Below are 18947 nucleotides of genomic sequence, written 5' to 3'. Positions count from 1 at the left end.
ATCGAGCTGAGGCCGATCAGTCAAAATAAGTATGACCGGCCAGCGCGTCTTTGTAAGCCGCAATCATCATACGGCGTTCGGAAGTATTGACCTGACCGGCGGCCAGAGCCTTTTCAACCGTTTTGCGGAAGGCGTCCAGGCAATCGCGCGGGTCGTATTCCACATAGGACATGACCTCTGCGATACTATCGGCCTCGGTCTCATGTTCGATATTGAACCCGCCGTGACCGTCCAGCGAGATGGTGACCACATTGGCGTCGCCAAAGAGATTGTGCAGGTCTCCCAGGGTCTCCTGATAGGCCCCCACAAAGAAGACGCCGATGTGATAGGGGTCGTCGTCTTTCAGATCATGGACGGGCAGGGCATCTGCCGCGCCATCGGCCAGGATGAACTTGTCGATCTTGCCATCGCTGTCGCAGGTGATGTCGCTGAAAATGGCCTGACGTGTGGGTTCTTCGTTCAACCGTTGCAATGGCACAATCGGGTGCAGCTGGTCGATTGCCCAGACATCCGGCAGCGATTGGAACAGGGAGAAGTTGCCGTAATAGTAATCGACAAAGGAACCCAGCTGCGCCTGCGCGTCACCGGTAATATCGCGGCCCTTGGAGGCGGATTTGAACTTGGCCGTCAGATAGAGGAAGGCTTGTTCGGCGCGGGCCAGTTCTGCCAGTCCGATTTGACCCCGCCGGAACAGGGCGCGCAGCTCGTCCCGGTAATAGATCGCGTCGTTCAGAGCTTCCTGAAAACGGTTGCTGTCGATATATGCCTCTACCGCCATCAGATCGTGCAACAGGCGGTTGTCGCTTTCAAAGGTTTCCGGCTTGTCGGCGCTGTCATACAGCGTGGCACCCAGCACGTTGAAGACAAAGATCGAGGAATGCGCCACCACAAAGCGGCCGCTTTCGGTCACGATGGTGGGGTGGGGCAGCGCGGCTTCGTCCATCGCATAGCGGATGGTTTCCACTACATTGGTGCAGTATTCTTCGACCGTATAGTTGACAGAGTTCTCGTCTGATCGGCGTTCGCCAGTATAGTCGACGCCCAGACCACCGCCCAGATCCAGATGGGTCAGCGGCGCGCCCATGGCGGTGAGTTCGACAAAGAACCGGCAGGCTTCGGCCGCGGCGCGGCGGATGTCGATGATGTCGGGAACCTGGCTGCCCAGGTGGCTGTGTTGCAGCACCAGACAATCGAGGAAACCGGCGTCTTTTATCCGGTTGATCAGCGTCACCAGTTCATGCGCGCCAAGGCCAAAGGTGGAGCGGTCGCCAGAGCTGGCCTGCCATTTGCCGGTGACCCGCTCGGTCAGTTTGACACGCACGCCCAGCAGGGGACGAATGCCCAATTCGGTTGAAACCTTGTGAACCACGTCAAATTCATCGAGGCTTTCGATCACGATGACCGTGTTCTGGCCCAGCTTGCGCGACAGGGTGGCGAGGCGGACGAAGGCCTCGTCCTTGGAGCCGTTGCAGATCAACAGTGATTCCGGCGAGCGGGGCTGGGACAGGGCGATCAACAGTTCGGGTTTGGAACCCGCTTCCAGACCATAATGCAGCGGCAGGCCGGTCTGCATCAGGTGGGTGATCACCTCTGCCTGCTGGTTCACCTTGATCGGGAACACACCGCGATAGACACCAGTATAGCCGGTTGACTGGAACGCGGACTGAAAGGCGTCGTGCAGATGGTGCAGGGCCTCGTCCAGAAAATGATGGACCCGCAACAGGAAGGGGGCGGAAATGCCGCGTTCCGACAGCGCCTCGATCACTTTGGGCAAGGAGGTGGGCGCACCACCGTTTGGTGCACGCAGCGCAACCTCTCCTGCTGCGTTGACAGCCAGCAGGTCGTCGCCCCAGCGGTCCAGGCCATAGAGGCCGCTGAAATTCGGATTGCCCGCCGTGGTTTCGGTGGAAACGCCAGACGCGGTCGGATGATGTTGAGGCAATTGCAGATCCCCTGCCAAAGGTTATCAATCCAGCGGTTGCATGTTGCCAGGGGGGCCGGTGAACCCGGAATCGCGCGCCCCAGTCAACCCGTTGGTCGAAAGGTGGCCTGCGGTTTAGGCGCAGGTCCATTCAATATCAAGCCTTATTGTAACTTCTATTTGAATTCTGCCCCGTTTTGCCACGCAGGCGCGTGTTTGCAGATTTGAACGTTTTTGAGCAATCCGTGTGCAAATTCGTGACTGTTGCCGGGGGGAGGACATATTCCAAGTTGCGATGGAGTGACACCGTACATGCACGGTGATGCAGCGCCTTGGGAGGATAAGATGCAGGATCTTGGGACCTATGATTATGTGATTGTGGGCGCGGGCAGCGCGGGATGTGTGCTGGCCAACCGGTTGAGCGAAGATGCCAATACGCGTGTTCTGCTGTTGGAAGCTGGGGGCAAGGACAATTACCACTGGATCCATATCCCGGTTGGCTACCTCTATTGTATCGGCAACCCCCGCACCGATTGGGGGTTCAAGACAGCGCCGTGTGATGGGCTGAACGGGCGGTCGCTTCTGTATCCGCGTGGGCGCGTTCTGGGGGGCTGTTCGTCGATCAACGGAATGCTTTATCTGCGGGGGCAGGCGGCGGACTATGACGGCTGGCGGCAGATGGGCCTGGCCGGGTGGGGCTGGGAAGATGTGCTGCCCTATTTTATCAAATCCGAAGACTACTATGGCGGTGCGGACGAAGCGCATGGCAGCGGTGGCGAATGGCGTGTGGAAGAGCAGCGTCTGCGGTGGGAGGTGCTGGACGCCTGGAAAGCCGCAGCAGTTGAAGCGGGCCTTCCTGCCACGGATGATTTCAACCGGGGCAACAATCACGGTGTGGGCTATTTCAAAGTGAACCAGCGCGGTGGCTGGCGCTGGAGCACGGCCAAAGGGTTCCTGAAGCCGGTAAAGACCCGCAAGAATCTGACAGTGATGACCCATGCACAGGCTGAGCGGCTGATCTTTGACGGTCGCCGTGCCGCAGGGGTTCGGTTTCTGGCCGGCGGGGTGCCGTCCAAGGCTTTGGCCCGGCACGAGGTCATCCTGTCCTCGGGGGCGATTGGGTCACCCCAGTTGCTGCAACTCTCTGGTATCGGGCCGGGCGCGCTGCTGCAGGACAAGGGGATCGAGGTCAAGCTGGACCGCGCAGGTGTCGGGGCAAACCTGCAAGACCATTTGCAGATCCGCTGCGCCTATCGGGTGCAGGGGGTGAAGACCTTGAACACCATGGCCAATAGTCTGGTTGGTCAGGCAAAGATCGGGTTGGAGTATCTGCTGAAACGGTCGGGACCGATGTCGATGGCGCCAAGCCAGCTGGGGGCTTTTGCCTATTCTTCGCCGGATGTGGCAACGCCGGATCTGGAATACCACGTGCAGCCCGTGACTTTGGAAGCCTTTGGTCAGGCTCCCCATGATTTTCCCGCCATAACCGCAAGTGTCTGTCACCTGCGCCCTGAAAGCCGGGGCCATGTGCAGATCACCTCACCCGATCCATCGGTCGCGCCGGAAATCCAGCCCAACTACCTGTCGACCGAAGGGGACCGGCTGGTGGCGGCGCGGGCGATCCAGATGACCCGCAAGATCATGAGACAGGATGCCTTGGCGCAATATAAACCTGTCGAGTTCAAGCCCGGACCGCAGTATCAAACCGATGCGGAGCTGGCCGAGGGAGCGGGGCAGATTGCGTCCACCATTTTCCATCCGGTGGGCACCGCCCGTATGGGGCGGGACGAGGCGGCCATTGTTGATGAGGAGCTGCGGGTCAAAGGGGTCGAAGGGCTGCGTGTCGTGGATGCTTCGGTTATGCCGACAATCACCTCGGGCAATACAAACTCTCCCACCATTATGATTGCCGAGAAGGCCGCAGACATGATCAAGGCGGCCGCACGTGAGGCGGTTCTGGCGTAAGTAAACCCGGCCTTAGGCCTCGTTTGTCTCCAGCGCGTTGCGATAGGAGTCATAGGACTGGCTGAGTGTATTAATGTGACCGCGCATCAGATCGGCTGCGCGGTCTGCGTCGCCTGCATCAATGGCGGCGATAATATCGGCATGTTCCTGCATCGAATTTCCGGGGCGGCCGTCTATCCCCAACTGCGCCCGGCGGAATGGTCGCAGGCGGCGCTCCATGCGTTTGGCCTCTTCGGCGAGGACGGTATTTCCGGAGGCTTCATAGAGGGTTTCGTGCAATCGCGTGTTGGCCTTGTAGTAGTCTGACGTCTGGCCGGACTTTTGCGCGGCGGCGCATTCCTGCGCGGCCTGTCCAAGAAACAACCGTTGGGCCGGGGTGATGCGTTTGGTGGCGAGGGACACGCACCAGGCTTCCAGTTCGGCCATGACTTCGAACATTTCGATCAGCCGTGTCATGTTGGGGCGCACCACAAATGCGCCGCGATTGGGAATGAGTTCCACCAGACCAAGGCCCGCAAGGGTTTGAAACGCTTCGCGCAATGGGGTGCGGGACACGTCGAATTCCTTGGCCAGCGCAGCTTCATTCAGCTTTTCACCGTCCTGAAATCGCCCGTCTGCAATGCGCTGCTCGATTTCCATGCAAAGCTGCGCGGCGCGTCGAGATCTCCCTGTCATATGCAATCGTCCCTTGACGGAGTACACTTCCAAGGTTTTGTATACAAAAAATAACAAAAAAATACAAACCAAAATCTGCGACAGATTCGACAGAGAGGGAGTTCTTATGAAGATCACATCATTGCTTGCCAGCACCGCTTTGCTGGCGACCGCTGCCACCGGTGCTTTGGCTGATAAATCCAGCGATACCTTGAACATGGCGTTCCAGCGCGAGCTGGAGTCGGTGGACATTTATTACAACTCGGCCCGCGAAGGTATTTTGCTGGCGCGTGCCCTGTGGGACAGCCTGCTGTATCGCGATCCCGATACCGGTGAATACAAAGGCAATCTGGCCACCGAATGGACCTGGATTGATGACACCACGCTTGAGCTGAAACTGCGTGAAGGTGTGACCTTCCACAATGGCGAGCCGTTTAATGCGGATGATGTTGTGTACACGGTCAACTATGTGGCGGGGCCGGACAGCGACGTGAAGGTTCAAAAGAACGTCTCGTGGATGGATCACGCCGAAAAGGTGGATGATTATACGGTACGCATCATTCTGGACGCGCCTTTCCCACCTGCAGAGGAATTTCTGGCAGGTCCGGTTGTCATGTACCCTAATGAATATTACGCTGAGGTCGGCCCATCGGGCATGGCGCTGAAACCCATTGGCACCGGCCCTTACAAGATGGCCGAGCTGGAGCCGGGCAAACATTATCTGCTGGAGCTGAACGAAGACTATTTTGGCGGCCCCAAAGGTAAAGCCACCATCGGCAAGATCGATATTGAGACCATCCCGGACATCAACACGCAGGTCGCGGAGCTGTTCAACGGCGAGCTGGACTTCCTGTGGAATGTGCCCGCGGATCAGACCGAAAAGCTGGCGGGCCTTGGCAAGTACACCGTTGAAAACGCGCAGGCGATGCGGATCGGCTATATCTCGATGGATGCTGCGGGTGATGTCGATGCCGAAGGTCCGATGACCAACAAGCTGGTGCGTCAGGCGATTTATCACGCGATTGACCGTCAGGCGATTGTGGATGCGCTGGTCAAAGGCTCGTCAGTTGTTGTGGACTCCGCCTGTGCGCCGATCCAGTTCGGCTGTGAGCAGGATCTGACCTCCTATGACTATGACCCGGAAAAGGCCAAGGCGCTGCTGGCCGAAGCTGGTTATCCGGACGGGTTCGAGATCGACTTTTACGCCTATCGTAACCGCCCCTTTGCAGAGGCGATGATGGGCTTCCTGAATGAGGTCGGGATTACCACCAATTTCAACTACCTGAAGTATGCGGCCCTGCGTGAAAAACGCACCAAGGACGAAGTGGCGATTTCCTTCCAGACCTGGGGATCTTATTCGCTGGCGGATGCTTCTGCGATTACCGGCGAATTTTTCACCGGCGGCGTTCTGGATGATGCGCAGGATCCAGAAGTGATCGACTGGCTGAAGGAAGCTGACGCCACCGGAGACAAGGAAAAACGCAAGGGGCTTTACTCCAAAGCGCTGAAGAAGATCGCAGATGAGGCCTATTGGGTGCCGTTGTGGACGTACAATGTGAACTATGTGATGTCCCCGGATGTGACCTATAGCCCGACCGACGACGAGATCGTGCGCTTCTTTGACATCGGCTGGAAGTAAGCCGTTCCACTTTGCAATGACCGGTCCCCTTGGTTTGGGGATCGGTTGCTTTGACCTTCAGACATAAGGGGCGTTTTTCAAATGCTCATGTTCATCCTCAAGCGCCTGGGTCTTGCTGTCCTGGTGGCGTTGACCGTTTCTGCCATCAGTTTCAGCCTCTTGTTCCTTGCCGGTGATCCAGCTGTTGCCATCGCGGGTGAAAATGCGACGCAACAGGATATTGCGGCGATCAATGAACGCTTTGGCTTTGATCGCCCCTTGCCCATTCAATATCTTGACTGGCTGACAAGCGCGGTTCAGGGCGATCTGGGCATGTCCTGGTATTTCGATCTGCCGGTGACCGAGCTGATCGCCGACCGCCTGTCGGTGACCATGCGGCTGGGTCTGTCGGCGATCACCTTTGCGTTGGTTCTGGCCATCCCGATGGGGGTGGCGGCGGCGGCGCGGCCGAATTCGCTGATCGACCGTGCGGCGCTGTTGATCTCGGTTGTGGGTCAGGCGATCCCGTCCTTTTGGTTTGGCCTTATTCTGGTGGTGATTTTCTCCATCAACCTCGGGCTGGTTCCGGCCTCGGGCAATGAGACATGGCGCCATTTCATCCTGCCAACGGTTGTGCTGGGCTACTATGCAACGCCTGCCATCATGCGTCTGACCCGTGCGGGCATGATTGAGGTGCTTTCCGCTGATTATATCCGCACCGCCCGCGCAAAAGGGCTGGGGACGCGCAAGATCATGTTCAAACATGCGCTGCGCAATGCGATCATTCCGGTTGTCAGCCTGGCTGCGGTGCAGATGGGATTTATGCTGGGAGGGTCCATCGTGGTGGAGTCGATCTTTGCGCTGCATGGAGCGGGCTACCTGGCGTGGGAGTCGATCTCGCGCAATGACTTGCCGACGATGCAGGCGCTGATCCTGATTTTCTCGACCTTCTATATCTTTTTCACCTTCCTGGCTGACGTGCTGAACGCCTGGCTGGATCCGCGTCTGCGCGTGAGCTGAGGGGATTGACCAATGACTGATACAACGACTGAACTGGAGCCGGTTGTGACCGCAACAGACCAGAGCAAACCCCTGACGCCGCGGCAGGCGATGGTCCGGCGCGCACTGCGCCACAAAGGGCTGCTGTTTGGATCGGCCGTGATCCTGGCGATTGTCTTTATCGCGGTGTTTGCACCGTTTCTGACCGAACACGACCCGTTCAAACAAAGCCTTCTGGCGCGGATGAAGCCTCCGGTCTTTATGGGGGGGGACGAAAACCACGTCTTGGGCACCGATGCACTGGGGCGTGATTACTGGGCGCGGCTGGCCTATGGCGCGCGGATCTCGTTGATGATTGGCCTGCTGGCAGCGGTGATTTCGGGCCTCATTGGCTCCACCATGGGGATTATGGCGGGATACTTCGGTGGCCGTGTTGATACGGTTGTTACCTTCCTGATCAACGTGCGTCTGGCGATGCCGGTAGTTCTGGTGGCGCTGGCTGTCGTGGCGCTGTTTGGCGGGTCGCTGATGGTTGTGGTCTCGGTTCTGGGGTTGTTGCTGTGGGATCGTTTTGCAGTGGTTTTGCGATCTGCCACCATGCAGGTGCGCAAGCAGGAATATGTGGCCGCAGCCGAAGTTCTGGGTGCTTCCCTGCCGCGTATTCTGATCAAGGACATCCTGCCCAACGTCATGAACCATCTGATCGTGATTTTCACACTTGAGATGGCCCATGCAATCATCCTTGAAGCCGCGCTGAGCTTTCTGGGTCTGGGGGTGCAGCCTCCGACGCCAAGCTGGGGTTTGATGATCTCGGAAGGGAAAGAAATGCTGTTGTTTGAACCCTGGCTGATTACCATTCCCGGCATTGCCTTGTTCCTGTTGGTTCTGGCGATCAACATGATGGGGGACGGTATCCGCGATGTCACCGCACCGGAGGGTCGTAACTGATGAGCACCCCAATTCTCTCTATTCGCAACCTGACCGTGGACCTGCCCAAAGGGGGCGATCGTCCTTTTGCGGTGCAGGATCTGTCGCTGACCATCGCGCCCAAGGAAATCGTCTGCATCGTGGGCGAGTCCGGTTCGGGCAAGTCGATCACCTCTTTCACGACTATGGGGCTCTTGCCCAAGGCGCTGACGCCATCGACCGGTGAGGTGGTGTTTGACGGCAAAGACCTATTGAAGGTTGGGGCCGATGAACATGCCAAGATGCGCGGATCGCAAATGGCCATGGTGTTCCAGGAACCGATGTCAGCGCTGAACCCCTGCTATACCGTCGGCGATCAGATCGAGGAGATGTTCCAGGAGCATACGCGCCTGTCCAAGGCGGAGCGCAAGGCGCGCACCATGACACTGTTGGAAGAGGTGCATCTGCCGGAACCGGCGCGGATCTATTCCAGCTATCCCCATCAGCTGTCGGGCGGGCAGCGTCAGCGGATCGTGATCGCTATGGCGCTGGCGCTGGACCCCAAGCTGTTGATCGCGGATGAGCCGACCACGGCCCTGGACCTGTCGACCCAGGCGCAAATCCTGCATCTGTTCAAGGAACTGCGCGAGAAACATGACGCGGGCATTATGTTTGTAACCCATGACTTTGACGTGGTGGCCGAGATTGCCGACCGGGTTGTGGTCATGCAGCACGGGCAGATTGTTGAAGAGGGCACAGCCGAAGAGGTCCTGAACCGTCCCCGCCATCCTTACACCCGCCTGTTGATTGACGCTGTTCCGCGACGGACGCGGGAACAGCGGGATCTGGGGGATGCGCAGCCCATGCTAAAGGTCGATGGGTTGAACAAGACCTATCATATCGCCGGATCCATGTTCAAAAAGGCGCGTGACGTGCATGCCTGTAAGGACATCAATTTCGAGGTCCGTCCGGGTGAAACGCTGGGGATTGTGGGCGAAAGCGGCTCGGGCAAGTCGACGCTGGTGAAATGCCTAATCCGTCTGGAAGATCCCGATGATGGTTCGGTCTGGGTCGAAGGCAAGAACATTGCAGGCTATTCGCGCAAGGGGCTGCATCCCTATCGCAAGATGATCCAGATCGTGTTTCAGGATCCCTATGGATCCTTGAACCCGCGCCGCACCATTGGCGACCAGCTGGTCGAAGGGCCGGTGAATTTTGGTGCAAACCGCGCCGAAGCGATGGAGAAAGCGCGCGAGTTGATGCGGATTGTGCGGCTGGATCCCGATGCGCTCAACCGCTACCCCAACCAGTTCTCGGGCGGGCAGCGGCAACGGATCTGCATTGCACGCGCGCTGATGGTCGAACCCAAGGTGCTGATCGCGGATGAGGCCGTATCGGCCCTGGATGTGTCGGTGCAAAAGGAGGTTCTGAAGCTCCTGAACGAGATCCGCGACCGGATGGGGCTGACGGTTCTGTTTATCACCCATGATCTGCGGGTGGCGGCACAGGTCTGCGACAATCTGATTGTGATGCAAAAGGGCGAAATCGTCGAACGTGGGACGGTTGATCAGGTCTTTGGTGCGCCGTCGCATGCCTATACGCGGATGCTTCTGGATGCGCAGCCCGGCAAGGGCTGGGAGGTTCCTGATGTCTCCAAACTGCCACCGGTGATGGTATGAGCGGTTCGTTTTCCCTCTCGCAAGAGACCCGCAAACCGGGCGTGACTGCCACCTCGGGCGGGGTGGTGGCCGCGCAGCATGTGCTGGCGGCCAAGGCCGGGGCCGAGGTTCTGGCGGCAGGTGGTGATGCGGTGGATGCCGCAGTCGCCGTGAGTTTCGCCATGGGCGTTCTGGAACCCTGGATGTCTGGCCCCGCCGGTGGTGGGGCCATGATGCTGTGGCGCGCCGATGAAGACCGTGCCCATGCGCTGACCTATGGAATGCGATCTTCGGCGTCGCTTGATCCGGGGCATTTTCCACTCTCTGGCGCGGGCAAGGCGTCCGATCTTTTCCCCTGGGAGGCCGTGGTCGAAGATCGCAACATTACCGGGGCGAGTTCGATTGCCGTGCCGGGGACGGTGGCCGGGATTGCGGCCGCCCATAGCCGGTTTGGCCGGATGCCATGGTCAGAGCTGCTGGCCCCTGCAATTGAACATGCGCAGGCCGGGATGCATGTGGATTGGTATGCGGCGCTGATAATTGCCGCGTCAGCGCGGGATCTGGCCCGCGATCCGGATGCGGCGGATTTGTTCCTTGACGATGGTCAGTGGCCCAAAGGCTCCGGTTGGACGGCGCAGGCCAACCAGCGGCTGGACCAATCGGCAATGGCGGCCACCTTGGCCCATCTGGCAGATGCCGGAGCGCAGGATTTTTACACCGGGGATCTGGCGCAGGCGCTGGTCAGGGATGTGACCGAAAAAGGCGGGTTCCTGACGGCTGGGGATTTGGCCAGCTATGCGCCGATCTGGGCCGATCCGTTGCAGGTTCCGTTCCGGGGGGGCACGATCTTTGCGGTGCCTGGACTGACCGCAGGTCCGACACTGTCGGATGCGGTGGCACAGTGGCAGACCGGATATGCCACCGAAGATGCGGCAACGCCCGCGGCTTTTGTAGGGCGTGCCAGCGGTTTGCGCGATGCCTATGCGACACGACTGGCCACGATGGGCGACCATGAAAGCGCCAAAACACCGGGCTGTACCACGCATTTCTCCATCGTAGACCGAGCGGGGAACATGGTGTCGATGACTCAGACCCTGCTGTCGATCTTTGGCGCCAAAGTGGTCTCACCCTCAACCGGTCTGCTGATGAACAACGGGATCATGTGGTTTGACCCGGAACCGGACAAGCCGAACACGCTGGCAGAGGGCAAGGCCTGTCTGATGAACGTCTGTCCTGTGGTGGGTGAAACGGGCACGCGCCGCTTTGCCCTGGGTGCAAGTGGTGGGCGTAAGATCATGCCAGCGGTCTCACAAATCGCGGCCTATCTGATGGAGCAGGGCATGACCATGCAGGAGGCAATCGAAGCCCCGCGTCTGGATGCATCGGGGGGCGATCTTGTGGTCGCGGATGAGCGTTTGATTGGTCCCGTTACCGAAGCCCTGGGTGAGGTGTTCCCGCTGGCAACTGCACAGCGCCTGCCGTTCCCCTTTGCCTTTGCCTGCCCTGCCGGGGTGATGCGCGAGGGTGAGATCAATTCCGGCACCACCGAGACCTTCTCTCCCTGGGGGGATGGAGTGGCGGAAGTGCCAAATAAATGAGGACAGGAATGACTCTTCGCGACACCGCGTTTGCCCATGTGGCGCAGTATTTTGATGACGGGCATTTTCAGCAGGAGCTGGCCGCGCTGGTGGCGCGTCCTACCGAAAGTCAGGATCCCCGTGGTGCGCCGCATCTGATCGCCTATCTGAAGGAGGCAATGGAACCTTTGCTCACCGGGTTGGGGTTCTCCTGTCAGATCCACGACAATCCCACAGAGGGTGGGCCGCCGATTCTGACCGCCGAACGGATCGAAGATCCGGATCTGCCCACGGTGCTGACCTATGGTCATGGTGATGTGGTGCGCGCCCAGGAAGGGCAGTGGCGCGACGGGCTGGACCCATTTGTGTTGATCGAGGACGGCGATCGCCTTTATGGGCGGGGAAGTGCCGACAATAAGGTGCAGCATCTGATCAACCTGCGCAGCATGGCTGCTGTGATTGCGGCGCAGGGCAAGCTGGGGTTCAATGCTAAAGTCCTGATCGAGATGGGCGAAGAGACCGGCTCTCCGGGGCTCAAGGCGTTTTGCGCGCAGAACAAAGAACTGCTGGCGGCGGATGTCTTTATTGCGTCGGACGGGCCGCGGCTGCGGCCGGATCTGCCAACAATCTTCACCGGATCTCGGGGGGGCATTGGGTTTGATCTTCGTCTCGATCTGCGTGAAGGCGGCAACCATTCGGGCAATTTCGGCGGGCTTCTGGCCGATCCGGCGATCATCCTGGCACATGCGCTGGCCTGCATCACAGATGCACGCGGGCAGATCAAGATCCCGGAGTGGCGCCCCACCAGTCTGACCGCAAGGGTGCGCGAGGTGCTGGCCGCGCTTCCACCCCATGAGACCGGGATCGCATTGGACGCCGACTGGGGCGAAGACGGGCTGACCCCGGCCGAGCGGGTTTTTGGCTGGAACAGTTTTGCGGTTCTGGCGATGACGTCGGGGGTGCCGGAAGCGCCTGTCAATGCGATTGCCGGATCCGCGCGGGCCACCTGTCAGCTGCGCTTTGTTGTCGGCACGGACACCAAGGAAATCCTGCCCGCCCTGCGGCGGCATCTGGATGCCCATGGGTTCGAACAGGTCGCGATCGAGGCGTCAGGACACGCTTTCCCGGCCACCCGGCTGGACCCCGATCACCCGATGGTGCAATTTGCAGCGCACTCGGTGGAGCAGACTCTGGGGGCGGCTCCGCATCTGTTGCCGAACCTGGGCGGCTCGCTTCCGAATGACTGTTTTGCCGAAGTTCTGGGCCTGCCCACCATCTGGGTGCCGCACTCCTACGCCGGGTGTTCGCAACATGCGCCAAACGAGCACGTCCTCAAATCCCTGTCCCGGCAGGCGCTTCTGGTCATGACCGGCCTTTTTGCCGATCTGGCGGAACACGGGCTCCCCTGCGAATAAGGCACAGCCGATGGAATATGTGACATTGCTTGCCATGATGGTGGGAGCCGGTCTGGTTGCGGGGATTATCTCTGGCATGCTGGGTGTGGGCGGCGGAGTGGTGCTGGTGCCGGCCTTCTTTTATGCCTATCACGCGCTTGGCTATCATCCGGATCAGCTGATGCAGATCTGTGTGGCAACCTCGACCGGAACCATTATCTTCACCTCGCTGCGCTCGGTGTCCTCCCATGCCAAACGCGGAGCGGTCAGCCTTGAACTGATCAGAAGCTGGGGACCCTTTATTGCTCTGGGGTCCATTGCCGGAGTGCTGGCGGCCACGGCGCTCAGATCTCAAGAGCTGCAGCTGGTCTTTGGCATAATCGGAGTCTGTCTGGGTCTCTATATGCTTTTGGGAAAGAAACACTGGCGAATTGCCGACCACCTGCCGCCGCGCCCTTTGGGGGCAGCATATGGCGGTACAATCGGATTTCTATCGGCGCTGATGGGCATCGGCGGCGGTTCGTTCACAGTGCCGTTGCTGACCGCCTATAATGTGGCGCCTCATCGGGCGGTGGGAACGTCGCCGGGATTCGGTGTGCTGATCTCGGTTCCGGCCTTTGTCACATTCATGCTGACGGGCTGGAATGTGGAAGGGAAGCCACCTTTGACCCTGGGTTACGTCAACATGCCGACCGTGGTCCTGATCGTGCTGTCGACCATGTTCACCGTACCCTTGGGGGTGCGACTGGCGCATAGCCTCAGCCCGGCTCGGCTCAGGTTGGTGTTTGCCTGTACGATCTTGCTTTTGACCGGCAATATGCTGCGCAAGGCGCTGATGGGCTGAGGGCCCGATAAAAGAAGGAGACTGCCATGACGGCGACAGACCCTGCTGACCTTGGCGCGATTGAAGCGCGCCGTCTGATTGATCGCAAAGCCCTGTCGCCGGTAGAACTGGCAGAGGCCTGTCTGGCCCGTGTGGATGCGTTGGATCATGCTGTGAACGCCATTGTGGCGCGTGATGATCAGGCGATGATGGAGGGGGCCAGGGCCGCCGAAGCAGCCGTGATGGCGGGTGAGCCTCTGGGGGCGCTGCAGGGCCTGCCCTTTGCGGTCAAGGATATGATTGATGTCAAAGGCTTGCCCACAACCTTTGGCTCTGAAGCCTTCAAGGACAATATCGCCCAGAGAGATGATGCAATTGTCGCGGCGATGCGTGGGCAGGGCGGCCTGCCTTTGGGCAAGGCCAATAATCCGGAATGGAGCGCGGGTGGCAATACCCGCAACCGTGTTTATGGGGTGACAGCGAACCCCTATGATCTGTCCCGTACCTGTGCCGGATCTTCCGGGGGATCTGCGGTGGCGCTGGCCTGTGGCTATGCCCCGCTGGCCACCGGGTCAGATACGGGTGGTTCCCTGCGCAACCCGGCAGCCTATTGCGGGATAGTGGGCTATCGTCCAAGCCCAGGTGTGGTGCCTGGAAACACCCGCGCCGCGGGCCTGATCCCAATGCCCACCTCCGGCCCGATGGCGCGCAGCGTGGCGGATGCGGGGCTGATGCTGTCGGTTCTGGCGCGGGCTGACCGCAATGACCCCTGCACTGTGGTGATTGACGGGCAAACACCCTGGGAGGGAAGCGCTTTTGCCAACCTGCCGCGCCGGGATCTGTCGTCCTTGAAAATCGCGGTGACCGAGGATTATGGATTTGCTCCGACGGAAAACCTGACCCGCGACCATTTCCGCAAAGTCCTGCCCCAACTAACGCCGGTCTTCGGTCAGGTCGAAGAGACTGCGCCGAAATGTGTTGACGCAGACCGGATCTTTGCGGTGCTGCGCGCGGTGCAGTTCCTTGGCATTCACGCCAAGCTGTATGACGAACAGCGTGCATTTGTTGGCCCCAATGTCGCCGACAATGTCGAAGAGGGGCGCCGGTACTCAGCCGAGGATGTTGCTCAGGCGATCTTTGCCCAGGGTCAGTACTATTGGGACTGGCAGGCGTTTTTTGAGACGCATGATTTTGTCATCTCGCCGGCCGTGACGATCAGCCCGCGCCCCTGGCGTGAGCTTTACCCGACCGAAATCGACGGGGTTGCCACGCAGAGCTATTATCATTGGCTGGCTATGGCCTACGCCTCAACCATCGCGGGGCATCCCTCGATTACCATCCCCTGCGGTCTGGATGCCAATGGCATGCCCTTCGGGCTTCAGATCGTTGGCAAACGCCATGACGATCTGGGTGTGCTGGCGGTTGCAGCTGAAATCGAAGCGATCATTGCTGGTCGCGATCTGCGTGTCCCGCCGCCGGATTTGGCAGCGCTGAAAGCCGCGCCGAACCTCAGCGATGCCGATGAATTTCTGACTTTCAACTAAAGGATCAACAACATGAACATCCCCCTGTCCAAGACCCGCCGCGTTGGCACCACGCTTTATCTGTCGGGCGAGCTGGGCTTTGACGCCGATGGCAAAATCCCGGAAGGCATCACCGCGCAAACGGAAAACACTCTGAACAACATCAAGGCGACATTGGCCAAAGAGGGCATGGATCTGTCAAATGTGGTGTCCTGTGCCTGCTATCTGACCGACCCGGCGGATTTTGCCGATTTCAACAAGGTCTATGCGGAAGCCTTTCCAGAGCCTTATCCGGTGCGCACGACCGTGGTGTGTTCGCTTGTCATCGACGCCAAAGTCGAAATCACCGTGATTGCGGAAGAGTAAACCCCCATGGCTGAGTTCCTTGTTCTGGGGGCCGGAATGGCCGGAGTTGGTGCGGCGCTTGCCCTGCTGGCGCGCGGCCACAAGGTGACGCTGATGGACCGGCGCACCCCGGGGCAGGAGACCAGCTTTGGCAATGCCGGCGTCATCCAGGCCGAGGCGCGTGCGCCCTATGCTTTGCCGCGCGCGCCGCTGACGTTGCTGAAATACGTATTGGGGCGCAGCAATGATGTGACCATTGATCTGGCGTCCTTGCCGAGCATGGTGCCTGCCCTATGGCAGTATTTCCGCAATTCCACCCCAAAGCGCCATGAGCGGATCACCGCAAGCTACGCGCAGCTGATTGCCCGTGCGGTTGGTGATCATGAGCGCCTGATCATTGCCTCGGGGTCGGGAAACCTGATCCGGCAAAATGGCCTGGGTGAGATCTACGAAACCTCCAAGGGGTTTGACGCGCGCGCGGGTGAGGCGGTGGCATTTGCGTCGGAATTTGGTCTTTCCCTTAAAGTCCTGAGTGGCGCAGAGCTGCGCCGCGAAGAGCCGGGGCTGATTGCGACGCCTGCGGGTGCGGTCCAATGGGGCAACAGCTGGAGCTGTGCGGATCCCGGTGGGCTGGTGCAGGCCTATGCGCAGCTTTTTGCAAGACAGGGTGGTGAATGGGTGGAAGGCGCGGTTCAGACGCTGTCGCCAACGGCGCAGGGATGGGGCGTTACCACCGAAAACACCGGCCTGTCGGCAGAGCATGTGGTGGTGGCCATGGGACCGTGGTCGCCAACGCTTCTGAAACCGTTGGGATATGACATTTCGATGGTCCTGAAGCGCGGCTATCACAGTCATTACGAAATGGCCGTTGGACCCAGCCGGCCCTACTTGCTGGCAGATCAGGGCGTGGTTTTGTCCGCCATGGCGCAAGGCGTTCGGATGACCAGCGGAGCGCATCTGGCAACGCTGGAACGCCCCCTGCGCTATGACCAGCTGGAACAGGGCCACAGAGGGGCGGCACGTCTGTTTGATATCGGCGCCGAACTGCCTGAGAGTCGCTGGCACGGAACACGCCCCTGTTTGCCGGGCATGTTGCCTTTTGTCGGTCAGGCACCAAAACACAAAGGGCTGTGGTTCAATTTTGGCCACGGACACCAAGGGTTTACCCTTGGGCCAACCACGGGAGAGCTGCTGGCGGACATTGTTGACGGACGCCGGGACGCGCTGACCGAGGCTCTGTCGCCTGTGGTCTAAGTCTGGATCAGGCGCTGTCGCGTGGAATCAGCTCTCCCAGAAAGCAGGTCAGTGTTTCACCTTGGCTGTCGCCCTTTAAGACTTCAACCAGCCCATCAACCATCTTGGTGAGCGGTTGGCGGTAGGTTGTCAGACGATACTGCGGGCCGGCGGCCTGTGGCGCGTCATCAAAGCCGGTAACGGCAATGTCTTCGGGCACACGCAAGCCGAATTCGTAACGCAATGCGTCGATCGCCCCCATCGCCAGGGCGTCATTTTCACAGACCAGAATATCTGGACGTGCCGATTGCGGACGATCCTTCAGATATGTGGAAACGGTGTCATACGAAAGCTGCGGATCATAGGCGGGAACCGAGATAAAGGCGGGCAGGGACTCTTTGGTCTCCTGCCATCGGTTTAGGAAGGTTTCCTTGCGCAGGAGATGTGCCGAGATGGTCTGTGGTCCGGCTAGAAACAAGGGCCGTTCATAGCCCTTGGCAATGACATAGTCCGTAATTGTTGTCATTGCGGCCTGATCATCGCAGCAGATCGAAATCGTGTTGGGGTTCTCTGACTGGCGGGCAAACAGGATCAGCTTGCGAACCCTGCGCGCGCCCAATGCGGTTTTTAACACCTGTTCGTCAAACTGCACCCCAATCAGCACTGCCGCATCCACCCGGCGCTGGCTGGCGGTCAACAGCGCTGAGGAGGCGTCGTCTTCGTTTAAGGTGTTGACCAAAAGCGTGTCCCAGCCGTTTTTGCGTAGGATGCGGGTCAGCCGCTCCATCATCACCAGCTTGTGCGGATTGGCAAAATCATCGACCAGAAGCGCAACCAAATTACTGCGATCTGATGCCAGGCTGGAGGCCTGCAGATCCGGCGCATAGCCAAGCTGTTCAGCGGCCGCCAGCACTTTCTTGCGGGCTTTTTCAGATATTGAGGCCTCACGCTTGAACGCGCGATTTACGGTCCAGCGCGAAACACCGGCAAGTGCGGCCACATCATCTGCCGTAACCGGCCCCAGGTTTTTATCAGCGGTCATGTTGTATCTGTCGCCTCCCTATCTGTGACACTAGCGGAAAAAGCTATGAGCTGCCAACCTTCTTGCTCGCGCGTGCAAAAACAGCTTGCACGCGCGAGCAAAAATACTAATTGTAACCACAACAACTGAGATTCGGAGGAGCACATGCTCAAAGTTGGTCTACTGGGTGCGGGTCGTATCGCGACTGTTCATGCCCGCGCAATCACCACCCACCCTGGCAGCGAGTTGGCGGCGGTATCGGACGTATTTGCCGAAAACGCTGAAAAGCTGGCGGCGGAATTCAACACCGTTGTGCGTAGCACCGACGAGATCCTGGCCGATGCTGAGATCAACGCGGTTCTTATCGCCACCTCGACCGATACACATTCGGATCTGATCGAAAAGGCCACCGCCGCCGGCAAGGCTGTTCTGTGTGAAAAGCCGGTGGATCTGAGCCTTGAGCGGGCGCAGGCCTGCCAAAAAGCTGTTGCGGGAACTGATCAGCCTGTGATGATTGGCTTCAACCGCCGGTTTGATCCGAATTTTGCCGCTGTCAAAGCCGCACTGGACGCGGGCGAAGTGGGCAAGGCAGAGCTTCTGTCGATCACCTCTTTTGATCCGGCGCCGCCGCCTGTTTCCTATATCAAAGTATCTGGCGGATTGTTCCGCGACATGATGATCCATGATTTTGACATGGCAAACTTCATCATGGGCGAAGCACCCGTGACCATTGCGGCCAGCGGCACGTCTATTGTCGATCCTGAAATCGGCGAAGCCGGTGACGTTGACACTGCGGTCGTGACCATGACCTATGCAGATGGCCGGATTGCGGTGATCAAGAACTCGCGCCGCGCGGTTTACGGATATGACCAACGTGTCGAACTTCTGGGTGCCGACGGCCTATTGCAGGCGCAGAACATGCTGGAAAACACAGTTGTAAAATCCACAACTGCAGGCGTGGTCAGCGCCAAGCCGACCTATTTCTTCCTGGAGCGGTACATGCCGGCCTATGAGGCAGAGTGGAGCGCCTTTGTTGAAGCGGTCTCTGGCGGCGCGGCGCTGCCCGTCACGCTGGCTGACGGTGTGGCTGCTCTGGCCATGGCCGAAGCGGCGACCAAATCTGTGAAGACAGGTCAGCCGGTTCAACTGGCTGAGTTTATCTAATGGAATTGCGGGGCGCTTAGCGCCCCGTTGGAGGTTTCGGCCCGCTTGCGACCACAGGCGTGTGACTTGCGGGCCGTCATATAATTCCGGTGTCTATACCGGAATACGTCAGCGAAAGAGGGCTGATGTTATTTTTGGCGTATGGT

15 protein-coding genes are annotated in these 18947 nt (G+C 59.3%); 12 read left to right on the top strand and 3 right to left on the bottom strand.

The window, feature by feature from the left end; all coding sequences use genetic code 11:
* Nucleotides 1-16 precede the first annotated feature (16 nt).
* Nucleotides 17-1942 carry a biosynthetic arginine decarboxylase gene (gene speA, locus ACXAEW_RS19890; RefSeq protein ID WP_474943094.1) on the bottom strand — a complete coding sequence of 642 codons (1926 nt, stop codon included), beginning with the start codon at nt 1940-1942 and terminating at the stop codon, nt 17-19.
* 324 nt (nt 1943-2266) lie between these two features.
* On the opposite strand from speA, the gene ACXAEW_RS19885 reads away from it, so the two are divergent.
* On the top strand, nt 2267-3886 hold the full coding sequence (locus ACXAEW_RS19885) for a GMC family oxidoreductase (protein WP_474943093.1): 1620 nt from the start codon (nt 2267-2269) through the stop codon (nt 3884-3886).
* A 12-nt stretch (nt 3887-3898) separates the two neighbouring features.
* Here the strand turns inward: ACXAEW_RS19885 and ACXAEW_RS19880 are convergent, their stop codons facing one another.
* Complete coding sequence (locus ACXAEW_RS19880; RefSeq protein WP_474943092.1) at nt 3899-4561, bottom strand: GntR family transcriptional regulator; 663 nt, start codon at nt 4559-4561, stop codon at nt 3899-3901.
* A gap of 106 nt (nt 4562-4667) precedes the next feature.
* Between ACXAEW_RS19880 and ACXAEW_RS19875 the strand changes: the two genes are divergently transcribed.
* The 10 genes from ACXAEW_RS19875 to ACXAEW_RS19830 all read left to right on the top strand — a co-directional run bounded on the left by ACXAEW_RS19875 (nt 4668) and on the right by ACXAEW_RS19830 (nt 16637).
* Nucleotides 4668-6179 (top strand): ABC transporter substrate-binding protein, encoded by a 1512-nt coding sequence (locus ACXAEW_RS19875; RefSeq protein WP_474943091.1) that lies wholly within the window; start codon nt 4668-4670, stop codon nt 6177-6179.
* An 81-nt stretch (nt 6180-6260) separates the two neighbouring features.
* Nucleotides 6261-7178, top strand: coding sequence for an ABC transporter permease (locus ACXAEW_RS19870; RefSeq protein ID WP_474943090.1), 918 nt, complete (start codon nt 6261-6263; stop codon nt 7176-7178).
* Between the two features lie 12 nt (nt 7179-7190).
* Nucleotides 7191-8105, top strand: a complete 915-nt coding sequence (locus ACXAEW_RS19865; protein ID WP_474943089.1) for an ABC transporter permease — start codon at nt 7191-7193, stop codon at nt 8103-8105.
* Nucleotides 8105-9742: an ABC transporter ATP-binding protein gene (locus tag ACXAEW_RS19860; RefSeq protein ID WP_474943088.1), complete on the top strand. Its 1638-nt coding sequence runs from the start codon at nt 8105-8107 to the stop codon at nt 9740-9742. Before ACXAEW_RS19865 ends, ACXAEW_RS19860 begins: the two co-directional genes overlap by 1 nt.
* Entirely contained in the window at nt 9739-11319 is a 1581-nt protein-coding gene (locus tag ACXAEW_RS19855; RefSeq protein WP_474943087.1) for a gamma-glutamyltransferase, read from the top strand. The genes ACXAEW_RS19860 and ACXAEW_RS19855 overlap by 4 nt, the downstream gene beginning before the upstream one ends.
* Nucleotides 11320-11327: 8 nt before the next feature.
* Entirely contained in the window at nt 11328-12713 is a 1386-nt protein-coding gene (locus tag ACXAEW_RS19850; protein ID WP_474943086.1) for a M20 family metallopeptidase, read from the top strand.
* A 10-nt stretch (nt 12714-12723) separates the two neighbouring features.
* Complete coding sequence (locus ACXAEW_RS19845) at nt 12724-13536, top strand: sulfite exporter TauE/SafE family protein (protein WP_474943085.1); 813 nt, start codon at nt 12724-12726, stop codon at nt 13534-13536.
* Between the two features lie 26 nt (nt 13537-13562).
* Nucleotides 13563-15059, top strand: a complete 1497-nt coding sequence (locus ACXAEW_RS19840; RefSeq protein ID WP_474943084.1) for an amidase — start codon at nt 13563-13565, stop codon at nt 15057-15059.
* A 12-nt stretch (nt 15060-15071) separates the two neighbouring features.
* Nucleotides 15072-15404 (top strand): RidA family protein, encoded by a 333-nt coding sequence (locus tag ACXAEW_RS19835; RefSeq protein ID WP_474943083.1) that lies wholly within the window; start codon nt 15072-15074, stop codon nt 15402-15404.
* A 6-nt stretch (nt 15405-15410) separates the two neighbouring features.
* Complete coding sequence (locus tag ACXAEW_RS19830) at nt 15411-16637, top strand: NAD(P)/FAD-dependent oxidoreductase (RefSeq protein WP_474943082.1); 1227 nt, start codon at nt 15411-15413, stop codon at nt 16635-16637.
* Nucleotides 16638-16644: 7 nt separating this feature from the next.
* On the opposite strand, the gene ACXAEW_RS19825 is transcribed toward ACXAEW_RS19830, so the two are convergent.
* Nucleotides 16645-17658, bottom strand: a complete 1014-nt coding sequence (locus ACXAEW_RS19825; RefSeq protein ID WP_474943081.1) for a LacI family DNA-binding transcriptional regulator — start codon at nt 17656-17658, stop codon at nt 16645-16647.
* Nucleotides 17659-17802: 144 nt separating this feature from the next.
* Between ACXAEW_RS19825 and iolG the strand changes: the two genes are divergently transcribed.
* Complete coding sequence (gene iolG / locus ACXAEW_RS19820; RefSeq protein WP_474943080.1) at nt 17803-18801, top strand: inositol 2-dehydrogenase; 999 nt, start codon at nt 17803-17805, stop codon at nt 18799-18801.
* Nucleotides 18802-18947 lie beyond the last annotated feature (146 nt).

It is taken from the genome of Epibacterium sp. ABZ3_068 (genome assembly GCF_056159265.1).
This window is presented reverse-complemented; position numbering and strand designations above follow the sequence as displayed.

What these genes read in the sequence shown, in the direction of transcription:
- ACXAEW_RS19855 (WP_474943087.1), top strand. Translation starts at nt 9,739, where the DNA reads ATGAGCGGTTCGTTTTCCCTCTCGCAAGAGACCCGCAAACCGGGCGTG.
- ACXAEW_RS19870 (WP_474943090.1), top strand. Translation starts at nt 6,261, where the DNA reads ATGCTCATGTTCATCCTCAAGCGCCTGGGTCTTGCTGTCCTGGTGGCG.
- ACXAEW_RS19850 (WP_474943086.1), top strand. Translation starts at nt 11,328, where the DNA reads ATGACTCTTCGCGACACCGCGTTTGCCCATGTGGCGCAGTATTTTGAT.
- ACXAEW_RS19845 (WP_474943085.1), top strand. Translation starts at nt 12,724, where the DNA reads ATGGAATATGTGACATTGCTTGCCATGATGGTGGGAGCCGGTCTGGTT.
- ACXAEW_RS19880 (WP_474943092.1), bottom strand. Translation starts at nt 4,561, where the DNA reads ATGACAGGGAGATCTCGACGCGCCGCGCAGCTTTGCATGGAAATCGAG.
- ACXAEW_RS19830 (WP_474943082.1), top strand. Translation starts at nt 15,411, where the DNA reads ATGGCTGAGTTCCTTGTTCTGGGGGCCGGAATGGCCGGAGTTGGTGCG.
- ACXAEW_RS19885 (WP_474943093.1), top strand. Translation starts at nt 2,267, where the DNA reads ATGCAGGATCTTGGGACCTATGATTATGTGATTGTGGGCGCGGGCAGC.
- ACXAEW_RS19865 (WP_474943089.1), top strand. Translation starts at nt 7,191, where the DNA reads ATGACTGATACAACGACTGAACTGGAGCCGGTTGTGACCGCAACAGAC.
- iolG (WP_474943080.1), top strand. Translation starts at nt 17,803, where the DNA reads ATGCTCAAAGTTGGTCTACTGGGTGCGGGTCGTATCGCGACTGTTCAT.
- ACXAEW_RS19825 (WP_474943081.1), bottom strand. Translation starts at nt 17,658, where the DNA reads ATGACCGCTGATAAAAACCTGGGGCCGGTTACGGCAGATGATGTGGCC.
- ACXAEW_RS19835 (WP_474943083.1), top strand. Translation starts at nt 15,072, where the DNA reads ATGAACATCCCCCTGTCCAAGACCCGCCGCGTTGGCACCACGCTTTAT.
- ACXAEW_RS19875 (WP_474943091.1), top strand. Translation starts at nt 4,668, where the DNA reads ATGAAGATCACATCATTGCTTGCCAGCACCGCTTTGCTGGCGACCGCT.
- ACXAEW_RS19840 (WP_474943084.1), top strand. Translation starts at nt 13,563, where the DNA reads ATGACGGCGACAGACCCTGCTGACCTTGGCGCGATTGAAGCGCGCCGT.
- ACXAEW_RS19860 (WP_474943088.1), top strand. Translation starts at nt 8,105, where the DNA reads ATGAGCACCCCAATTCTCTCTATTCGCAACCTGACCGTGGACCTGCCC.